Origin of the sequence: Phenylobacterium sp., from assembly GCF_031412415.1 — a bacterium.
GTDB lineage: Bacteria > Pseudomonadota > Alphaproteobacteria > Caulobacterales > Caulobacteraceae > Phenylobacterium.
Genome location: NZ_JANOCX010000275.1, coordinates 1 through 8,863, shown reverse-complemented (window position 1 = coordinate 8,863; position 8,863 = coordinate 1). Strand labels below are relative to the sequence as shown.

12 protein-coding genes are annotated in these 8,863 nt (G+C 65.9%); 9 read left to right on the top strand and 3 right to left on the bottom strand.

The window, feature by feature from the left end:
* The 5 genes from RMO04_RS13355 to RMO04_RS13335 all read left to right on the top strand — a co-directional run.
* Positions 1 to 503: hypothetical protein (locus tag RMO04_RS13355; protein WP_309645272.1), on the top strand; the 503-nt coding region annotated here is incomplete at its 5' end.
* Between the two features lie 74 nt (positions 504 to 577).
* On the top strand, positions 578 to 940 hold the full coding sequence (locus RMO04_RS13350; RefSeq protein ID WP_309645271.1) for a metalloregulator ArsR/SmtB family transcription factor: 363 nt from the start codon (positions 578 to 580) through the stop codon (positions 938 to 940).
* A complete protein-coding gene (locus RMO04_RS13345; RefSeq protein WP_309645270.1) occupies positions 930 to 1,409 on the top strand; it encodes an SRPBCC family protein in 480 nt (159 codons plus the stop codon). Before RMO04_RS13350 ends, RMO04_RS13345 begins: the two co-directional genes overlap by 11 nt.
* A 294-nt stretch (positions 1,410 to 1,703) precedes the next feature.
* A complete protein-coding gene (locus tag RMO04_RS13340) occupies positions 1,704 to 2,240 on the top strand; it encodes a helix-turn-helix domain-containing protein (RefSeq protein WP_309645269.1) in 537 nt (178 codons plus the stop codon).
* Positions 2,241 to 2,359: 119 nt separating this feature from the next.
* Positions 2,360 to 3,217, top strand: a complete 858-nt coding sequence (locus RMO04_RS13335; RefSeq protein WP_309645268.1) for an alpha/beta hydrolase — start codon at positions 2,360 to 2,362, stop codon at positions 3,215 to 3,217.
* Between the two features lie 18 nt (positions 3,218 to 3,235).
* Here the strand turns inward: RMO04_RS13335 and RMO04_RS13330 are convergent, their stop codons facing one another.
* Both RMO04_RS13330 and RMO04_RS13325 read right to left on the bottom strand, forming a co-directional pair.
* Positions 3,236 to 4,153 carry an alpha/beta hydrolase-fold protein gene (locus RMO04_RS13330; protein WP_309645267.1) on the bottom strand — a complete coding sequence of 306 codons (918 nt, stop codon included), beginning with the start codon at positions 4,151 to 4,153 and terminating at the stop codon, positions 3,236 to 3,238.
* Positions 4,154 to 4,493: 340 nt separating this feature from the next.
* Positions 4,494 to 5,492 carry a sodium-dependent bicarbonate transport family permease gene (locus RMO04_RS13325; RefSeq protein WP_309645266.1) on the bottom strand — a complete coding sequence of 333 codons (999 nt, stop codon included), beginning with the start codon at positions 5,490 to 5,492 and terminating at the stop codon, positions 4,494 to 4,496.
* 105 nt (positions 5,493 to 5,597) lie between these two features.
* On the opposite strand from RMO04_RS13325, the gene RMO04_RS13320 reads away from it, so the two are divergent.
* From RMO04_RS13320 to RMO04_RS13305, 4 genes are all read left to right on the top strand, one after another.
* Positions 5,598 to 6,491, top strand: a complete 894-nt coding sequence (locus RMO04_RS13320; protein WP_309645265.1) for a LysR substrate-binding domain-containing protein — start codon at positions 5,598 to 5,600, stop codon at positions 6,489 to 6,491.
* Positions 6,492 to 6,735: 244 nt separating this feature from the next.
* Entirely contained in the window at positions 6,736 to 7,194 is a 459-nt protein-coding gene (locus tag RMO04_RS13315; RefSeq protein WP_309645264.1) for a tellurite resistance TerB family protein, read from the top strand.
* On the top strand, positions 7,191 to 7,376 hold the full coding sequence (locus RMO04_RS13310; protein WP_309645263.1) for a hypothetical protein: 186 nt from the start codon (positions 7,191 to 7,193) through the stop codon (positions 7,374 to 7,376). Before RMO04_RS13315 ends, RMO04_RS13310 begins: the two co-directional genes overlap by 4 nt.
* 97 nt (positions 7,377 to 7,473) lie before the next feature.
* A complete protein-coding gene (locus RMO04_RS13305; protein ID WP_309645262.1) occupies positions 7,474 to 8,454 on the top strand; it encodes a TerC family protein in 981 nt (326 codons plus the stop codon).
* A 27-nt stretch (positions 8,455 to 8,481) separates the two neighbouring features.
* Here the strand turns inward: RMO04_RS13305 and RMO04_RS13300 are convergent.
* Positions 8,482 to 8,863: sterol desaturase family protein (locus RMO04_RS13300; RefSeq protein ID WP_309645261.1), on the bottom strand; the 382-nt coding region annotated here is incomplete at its 5' end.

The window sequence follows — 8,863 nt, the reverse complement described above, 5'->3', positions numbered from 1 at the left end:
GCCATGTGTCGCTGCCGGCCGCGCTGAAGGGCGGGGCGGCGTCGCACACCCTGTACCTGGCCTATGCGGCCTGGGGGCAGGCGGCCTATTACGGCCATCGGCTGGACAGCGTCCTGACGCCGGAACACGCGGCGCTGGTCGAGCGGCTGTTCGCCGGGGCCAGGCCGAAGGAAATTCTGAGCGCCCTGCCCGCCGATCCCCGGACGATCTTCAACACCGCATTCCTGGAGGCCTACGACCGCGGCGGGGCGCACTGGTACCTGGACACCTTCGCCGCCAACAGCCTGACGGACGTGACGCCGCGCGCGCCGGTTCGGCTGTACTACGGCTCGCAGGACAAGGACGTGGTCCCTCAGGAGGCGTTGAGCGCGGCCAAGGCGATGGCGGCGCGCGGCGCGGACGTGCGTGCCGTGGATGTGGGGCCGGTGGGGCACGACGCCTCGATGCTGGCCGCCGCGCCGTCGATCCTGGCCTGGCTGGCGGAACTGGAGGCGCGCGACTAAGGCGCGCGGCCATTGACGGAGGCCGCCTGCCCATATATTTAAGTGAATGCTTAAATATAGTGCGAGCCACGAACATGCAGTCTGTTCAATCACTTAGCGACAGCTTCGCGGCCCTCGGCGATCCCACCCGGCTGGCGATCCTCGGCCGGCTGGCCAGCGAGGGCGACCTGACCGTGCAGGAGATCGCCCGGCCCTTCGCCATGAGCCTGCCGGCGGTGTCGCAGCACCTGAAGGTGCTGGAGCGCGCCGGGCTGATCGCGCGCGGCCGTGACGGCCAGAAGCGCCCCTGCCGCCTGAACGCCGAACGCCTGGCCGAGACGGCGCGCTGGTTCGATCACACCCGCGCGGCCTGGGACGCGCGGCTCGATCGGCTGGAGCGCTTTCTCGCGGAAACCCCACGACCGACCCTCTCGAAAGGAGACGACAATGAGCCATGACCCCCTCAAGACCTGGGCGCTGGAGCGCGAGTTGGTGCTGTGCCGCGTGCTCGACGCGCCCCGCGCCCGCGTGTTCGAGGCCTTCACCGATCCGGACCAGATCAGGAGCTGGTTCGGGCCGAAGGGCTTCACGACCGAGACCTTGGAGATCGACATCCGCGAGGGCGGCCGCTGGCGGTTCATCTACACCGGCCCGGACGGGACCCGCTGGGAGAACCGCATGGTGTTCCTGCGCATCGACGCGCCAAGGCTGTTGGAGATGGAGCACGGCACGGACATCGACGACGATCCCGCGCGCTTCCACACGACCATCACCTTCGAGGAGCAGAGCGACGGCAAGTGCGTGCTGACCATGCGCCAGCTGCACCCGACCAAGGCGCAGCGCGACGCCGGCCTCGGCTTCGGCGCGGTGGAATATGGGTACCAGACCCTCGACAAGCTCGCGCAGCACCTGGCCGGCGCGACCTAGGTGGGATCTGACACTTAGCGCCCGATCATGGTTATCCGTCGCCCGCCCGGGTGGGCGACGGAGCCTTGCTAACTCGCAGGGTTCCGAAGGGGTAAGAAGGGTGGCTAGCTGAACCGAGGGACAACCCCGGGCGGGGACGTGAAGACCGAGCGCGGACGCCAATTCCTCGTTACAACCCGAAGCGTGATGACGTTCCTAGGGGCCGACCCGCCAATCGCCGTCATTCGGACCTGACGGCAACAGTGCTCTGGAGATCAAGTGCCAAGGCCTAAGAGCGTAAGCGACACCGAGGTGATGGACGCAGCCATCGCGGTCCTGGCCGAGCGAGGCATGGCCGAGTTCACCTTGAGCGACATCGCGAAGAAGGTGGGCCTGTCTCGCGCGACTGTAATTCAGCGCTTCGGCGACCGCTCAGCCATCCTGCGCCGCATCGCGGAGCACGAGGTGGTCGCCACACGCCAGTATCTGGAAAGCCTGGCCGTCGAGACCGGGAGCCGTGGCCTTTGGCGATTCCTCGACGAGATCATCGGTAGCATGGGGCCTGGCGACGGGTTCTCCGTCCGCGCCGCCATCGCGGCGATGGAAGCCCGCGAGCATGACCTGCGCGCCCTGGCCAACGTGCGGTACGAACTGGTCCAGCAGGCCATCATGGCGCGGATTCCAGACCGCCCCGATCGGCAAGAGATCGCGCAGACGGTTCACGCCTTGATCGCAGGGGCCACAATGCAGTGGGTCGCCTCCACGCATCCCGACTTGGCCGCCTATGTGCTCGAGGTCGTAAGCCGCGCCTGTCGCCGCCTTTTCCCTGACTTGCCCCAGGCCAGAAATTGAATATAACCTTCGCGTAGGTTATATAATGTTCCCTCCGGCGGCCAAGTGGTCGCGGAAGGGTCGCGCCGCGTAGGTCCAATTCAATGCGTACTGGAGATAAGTCTATCGACGTCGGCGGCGTGACGCTGGCCGCACAGAGCTTCGGAACAGCGTCACATCCCGCCATCCTGCTCCTCATGGGCTCCACGGCCTCAATGCTGGGCTGGCCCGACGAGCTGTGCCTTGAACTCGCTGCACAGGGGTTCTTCGTCGTTCGCTACGACAATCGAGACACCGGCCTCTCTTCAACCTATCCGCCGGGCCCACCAACCTACGCGGTGGAGGACATGACCGGCGATCTCCTGGCTGTCATGGATGCCTATGGCGTCGGCCAGGCGCACCTCGTCGGCATGTCGCTTGGCGGCCTGATCGCCCAGATCGCGGCGCTGTCGTCTCCTTCGCGTGTCATGACCCTGACCTTGATTGGGTCGGAGCCGCTCGGCTGGGACGGCGAGCCCTTGCCTCACATCGTGCCGGCCTTCCTCGATCACTTCTCCAAGCTTGCCGGCATGGATTGGTCCGATGGCCCCCGGGTCAGAGCGTTTCTCCTCAAGGTGGAGCAGCTCTGCGCCGGATCGGGTCGGCCCTTCGACGCCGTGGCGGCCGGCGCGCGGGTCGATGCTGTCATGACGCGATCGCCGAACCTCGCCAGCGCCTTCAACCACGGAATGGTGCAACTCCGTGACGATTGGACTGGCCGATTCCGCGAGATCAAGCAGCCGACGCTGGTCGTCCATGGGGAGGAAGACAGCATCCTGCCCGTGGAAAACGGTCACGCGCTCTTCCACGGTATCCCTGGGGCGCGCCTTCTGGTCCTGCCTGGCGTCGGCCACGAACTGCCACCCGAGGTGATCGGCAAAATCGTCGTCACTGGATGGCTGCGGTCTCAGAGAACCGCTGATGGCCAACACGCGCCACTGAGCACTGCCCACCGGTAGCGTTGCTGGAGGCGTGTACTAGCGCTGCGCTGGCAGGACGGCCATCAGTGCGCGGGTGAAGCCAACCGGGGCGACGGTCAGGTGATCTTCGTCCTCCAGCACGGCCGATTGAATGTTGAGGCTGGGATAGCCGCGGGATTTCAGCGTCCGCTCCATCGTGAGGACGTCGCCGACCATGTCGGTATCCGTCGTGTTGCGCGGGCTGGAACCGGGAACCTCGTAGGCGCCGATGTACATGTAGACGTTGGCCGGCAGGTCGCGGCGCCTGCGGGCGTAGTCCGCCTCCAACGTCATGATGTAGCGCTTGTCGAACCAGAAGGACGGGCTGCCGAGCACATAGGCCTGGAACAGCCTTGGCTCAGTGAACAGGATCTGCGCGCCCAGCAGACCCCCATATGAGTGACCCAGCAGGACGCGGCGGACCGGATCGGCGCGAAACCGGCCTTCAATGAAGGGAACCGCCTGGGTCTTTATGTAGGTCTGATAGGCGGCGCCTTGACCATGGAGATACGTCGAGGCGGTCCGCGGACCATTCGGCGTGGGCGTATAGTCACGGTTGCGGCTGACCACGCCGCTGTCGCCACGCGAATAGGAAAGGCCGACCAGGATGAATTCTTCCAGGACCGGGCCTTCCAGGTTCACCCGGCGGGCGATCTGGCGAATGATTGGGAAGGCGTAGTCGGCATCGGTCACATAGAGCACCGGATAGCGACGCTGGGGATTGTTCTCGTAGCTCGCAGGCAGGCTGACGAAGACCTCGTAGTCACGCCCAGAAGTGGGATCTGGCACGGTCCAGACCTGGGTGCCTTTCAGCACATAGGGTGAGCCTTCGGGTGGGGCGGCTGGCGCCTGCGCCGACTGCGCATCGGCCCGGTCAGTGCAGGCCGACACGACGATGGCCGCCATCAGCACAAACGCCAAACCAAACGTCTTCAAACCCGACTCCCTGCAGCTTTGCCGGATGTAGCGTGGGGGCGATCGCGGCGCATCCTGAATTCCTGCGTCACCGCGTTCATCTTGGAGGACCCGTCCCCAGCAAGATTCATTCGCCGAGAAGCTGAGGCGCCCAGACGCCTAGAGGCTTGGTGGGCGTCAGCACCGGACCTTGGGGTAGCTCCAGAAGCACGACATTCGAGAACGGCCCCTCACGGACAAGTCGATCTAGATCGCTGATTTCGCGACCTGAAAGCTTGCAAAGACAGCCACCGCGCCAACCCAAATCCCGCGAGCCGTCAGCGCCGTTGCAACCGCCTGTGGGGCAAGGCAGGAACCTGCCTCACCCGGCGAGCCAACGTGCCGTCAGGCCATAGAGCGGTATGCCCAGGGCCAGATTGAACGGAAAGGTCACGCCCAGCGACAGGGTCAGATAGATTCCCGCGTCCGCCTTGGGCAGGGCCAGACCCATCGCAGCCGGCGCGGCGATATAGGAGGCCGAGCCGGCGAGCACCGCCAGGGCGGCCAAGTCGCCGGCCCCCAGTCCGGCCAGGCGCCCGACGGCCAGGCCGACAGCCCCGCCCAGGAGCGGCAGAACCAGGCCCATGGCCAGGACCCGGCTATCCAGGCCCCGGGCGTCGGCCAGGCGCCGGCCGGCCTTGGCGCCGAGGTCCAGCAGGAACAGACACAGGACGCCCTGGTACACCGGCCCGGAGAACACCGCGAGTTTCGCGCCGCCGGAAGGACCGGTCAGCAGGCCGATCAGAAAGCTTCCAACCAGGATGACGCTGGCGGCATTGAGCAGGACCTCATGGGTAAGCCGCCCGATAGGAGGCCGGTCGCCCCCCTTGCGATCGCTGAACACGGCAATCGCGATGGCGGTCAGCAGGGCCGGTGTCTCCATCAGAGCCAAGACCGCCGACATGTAGCCGCCCGGCGCCTGGTCAATCGAGGTCAGGTAGCTTTGTCCGGCCGCAAAGGTCACCACGGAGACCGACCCGTAGTGGGCGGCGGTGGCGGCAGCCGTCACCGCGTTCAGCCCAGCCCCGCGCAGCAGGAAATAGGCTGGCAGGGGCATGACGGCGCTCAGGGCCAGGCCCAGGCCCGCAGCCTTGAGGAAGTCGCCGTCCAGGCCGTGCGCCCGCGCCTCCACGCCGCCCTTGAAGCCGATGCAGAGCATCAAGACCAAGGCGAGGGTCTTAGCCGCTTCGCGGGGCAAGGCCAGATCGGAGCGCGCCAGGGCGGCCAGAACGCCCAAGGCGAAAAACAGCACTGCCGGCTGCAGAAGGTTGGTTCCCGCCGCAGACAGCGTCTGAGTGATGATATCCACGAAACGCTCCAACCGGGCGCGCCCGACCGGCGCGCGGTCGCTCTAAGGGATAGCGATCGATTTCCATTGTTGATTTAAGTGATCTTCGTGATCACAAATTATCATCATGGAGTCGCCATGCCTCGCCTGACCAACCTGGACCTGGATCTCGTGCGCACCTTCCTGGTGGTGTGTGAGCAGAAAAGCTTCACACGCGCCGGCGGTCGACTGGGGAGGTCGCAGTCGGCGATCAGCCTGCAGGTGCGCCGCCTGGAGGCGCAACTTCGCCAGTCGCTGCTGTCGCGTGATCCCCGCCACGTCGTCTTGACCGAGCACGGAGAGGCGTTTCTGCCCCAGGCCCGTCGCCTGTTGCGTTTGAACGACGACATCCTCGCGGGTCTGGCGGCTGACGATGTCGAGGGCGAGGTGCGACTGGGCGCGCCGGAAGATTTCGCGACCCTACATCTGCCTTCGGTGCTGGGCGCCTTCGCCCGAAGCCACCCCAAGGTGGCCCTGTCGGTCACCTGCGATCTGACGCTCAACCTCCTTGACCGGCTTCGCGAGGGCGCCCTGGATATCGCCCTGATCAAGCGCGAGCCGCTGGGGCCCGATCTGGGCGTCAGGGTCTGGCGGGAGCCCCTGGTGTGGGTGGGTCTGGATTCCGATGTCGTCCGTCGCGACGGACCCTTGCCGCTGGTCGCCGCGCCTTCGCCCTGCGTCTACCGCAAACGCGCCGTCGCCGCGCTGGAAGCCAGTGGCCGCAGCTGGCGCGCCACCTATACCAGCCCCTCCCTGGCCGGCCAGCTGGCTGCCCTGCGGGGTGGGCTTGGCGTCAGCGTCCTGCCGCGCGAAATGGCGCCGGATGACCTGACGATCCTGACCGAGGATCTACCCCAGCTCCAGGACACCGAGATCGCCCTGATCAAGGCGCGGGGCGGCGCCCTGCCCGCCGCCGAGCGGCTGGCGGACTACATCCTCTCCGCCCTGGATCGTCAGAGGCTAGAGCCCTTGCCCAAGCCCGCAGGCATCTAACGATCATTTCGATATCTCATCTAGACCATCTCGAAGATTAATCGACCATGGCCTTGCGCCCGCGTGTTTTGAGTCCGATCTGTCGTGAGCGGGCCGGGCCCCTCTGACGAAACGCGACGCCAAACGGCGCGATCGTGATGTCGGACCGCATCGGGTGCGCTCGATGCCGGGTCCAGAGGATTGTTCCCCCAGAGCCCAGCAAGCCCGACATCGGGCGCGCCCTCACAACAGAGGAGAGCAATCGATGTCTTTGAATCCTGTACACGCCGCGCGTTCGCGGATCACCGACGCCTGGACACCGGCACAACTGGAGCATCTGGACGCTCTGATCGCCGCCTGCGCCCTGGTGTCCCATGCCGATGGCTGGGCCACCACCGAGGAGCGGGCGCGAATGCTGGAAAGGATGCGAGGTCTGGCGGTGTTCGCCATCTTTGGCGTCGAGGATGCGCTGGAGGCGTTTGACGCGCACGAGCGACGCTTTGAACAGGATCCGGAAGCCGCCCGGATCGAGGCCGAAACAACGGTCCGCCGACTGCGCGGACGCGACGACGCCGCCCGGGTTGTCGTGAACTCGGCCTGCGCCGTAGCGGTGGCGGATGGCGGGTTCGACGCCGAAGAGCGCGACGCCCTGCTGCGGATCTGCAAGTTGCTGGGGCTGGACCCGATCCAGTTCGAGCTGATCACTGCCCGGGGGCCACGATGAGGGTCGGCGGTCATACCCCCGCAACCACTTGGGTTTCGCTGCGGCTGGCTCAGCAGAAGCTGGTTCAGGCGGCCTCCCACGCCAGTCAACCCACCGCCAAGCCCGTGCCGGCGCCAGATCCCCTGGAGTGGGCGCCGGCGTCGCGGCCGTTGAACCGCACCACGCTCGACATCCGGGTCTGAGCGCGCCTCCACACCATCCCGTTTTCCTAGAATACGCCTGCCCCGACCGGCTCCGAACGCCGTGTCGAGGCGGGCTCCCTGGACGTGAGACAAAATCATGGACTTTCTGACCCTGCCGGTGATCGGCAAACCGCTCTGGATGTGGGCGGGCTTCATGCTGGCGGTCGCCGCCCTGCTCGCGTTCGACCTGGGCGTCCTGCATCGCAAAACACGCGAGATCGGCGTCCGCGAAAGCTTGGTGATGTCGTGTGTCTATATCAGCCTGGGCCTTGGCTTTGGCGGGCTAGTGGCCATGCAACTGGGGGCGACGGCCGGGGTCGAATATCTGACCGGGTTCGTGATCGAGAAAAGCCTGGCGATCGACAATGTCTTCGTGATCGCGCTGATCTTCGGCTTCTTCGCTATCCCCCCGGCCCTGCAACATCGTGTGCTGTTCTGGGGTGTGCTGGGCGTGATCGTGCTGCGCGCCATCATGATCGGCGTCGGCGCGGCGCTTGTGAGCCAGTTTGGCTGGGTGCTGTACCTGTTCGCCGCCTTCCTGATCCTGACCGGCGTGAAGATGCTGATGGCGGGCGACAAGCCAATCAACCTGGAAAACAATCGGGCGCTGAAGCTTCTGCGTCGCGTCCTGCCCGTCAGCGACCGGCTTGAGGGCGACCGCTTCTTCGTCCAGGGGGTCGACCCCCGCACCGGCAAGGCCGCCCGTCTGGCGACACCCCTGTTCCTGGCCCTGGTGCTGGTTGAACTGGCCGACCTGGTGTTCGCCGTCGACTCGGTGCCGGCGATCTTCGCCATCACCACTGACCCCTATATCGTCTACACGTCCAACATCATGGCGATCCTCGGTCTCCGCGCCCTCTACTTCGCGCTGGCCGCGGTCTTGCATCGCTTCGCCTATCTGAAACAGGCCCTGGCGGTGTTGCTGGTGTTCATCGGCGGCAAGATCTTCATTGCCGACGCCTTGGGTTGGGAGAAGTTTCCCGCTGCCCTGTCGCTATCGATCACCTTCGTAATTCTGACCTCGGGCGTGGTCTGGTCGCTGTGGAAAACCCGAAAGATCGCAACTGCAGGTGTTTGAGCCATGGCGGATCAGTCCACCAGGGCGCTATTCGGCGGGGGTCTCGTCGGCCCTGCCGGCTTCCCATTCCGCCTTGAGCATGGCGCTGGTCTGGCGGCTGCCGTCGGGGCTCCAGCCGGGGGGGCCGAAGAGGTAGCCGAGGGCGTGGCGCGGATCGCGGGCTAGGTCTCTGAAGATGCCGGCCCATTCGTGAAAGGCGGCCCGCAAGATGTTGAAATCGCCCAGGTTGCGGACGATGCCGTAGCGGCACTTCTCCTCGTCGAGCTCGGGCTGGAAGGTGCCGAAGAGCTTGTCCCAGACGATCAGGATGCCGGCGTAGTTGCGGTCCAGATAGCGCGGGTTGCGGGCATGGTGGACGCGATGGTGGGAGGGGGTGTTGAACACCGCCTCGAACCAGCGGGGCATCCGG

What these genes read in the sequence shown, in the direction of transcription:
- RMO04_RS13350 (WP_309645271.1), top strand. Translation starts at nt 578, where the DNA reads ATGCAGTCTGTTCAATCACTTAGCGACAGCTTCGCGGCCCTCGGCGAT.
- RMO04_RS13345 (WP_309645270.1), top strand. Translation starts at nt 930, where the DNA reads ATGAGCCATGACCCCCTCAAGACCTGGGCGCTGGAGCGCGAGTTGGTG.
- RMO04_RS13340 (WP_309645269.1), top strand. Translation starts at nt 1,704, where the DNA reads ATGGACGCAGCCATCGCGGTCCTGGCCGAGCGAGGCATGGCCGAGTTC.
- RMO04_RS13305 (WP_309645262.1), top strand. Translation starts at nt 7,474, where the DNA reads ATGGACTTTCTGACCCTGCCGGTGATCGGCAAACCGCTCTGGATGTGG.
- RMO04_RS13320 (WP_309645265.1), top strand. Translation starts at nt 5,598, where the DNA reads ATGCCTCGCCTGACCAACCTGGACCTGGATCTCGTGCGCACCTTCCTG.
- RMO04_RS13310 (WP_309645263.1), top strand. Translation starts at nt 7,191, where the DNA reads ATGAGGGTCGGCGGTCATACCCCCGCAACCACTTGGGTTTCGCTGCGG.
- RMO04_RS13315 (WP_309645264.1), top strand. Translation starts at nt 6,736, where the DNA reads ATGTCTTTGAATCCTGTACACGCCGCGCGTTCGCGGATCACCGACGCC.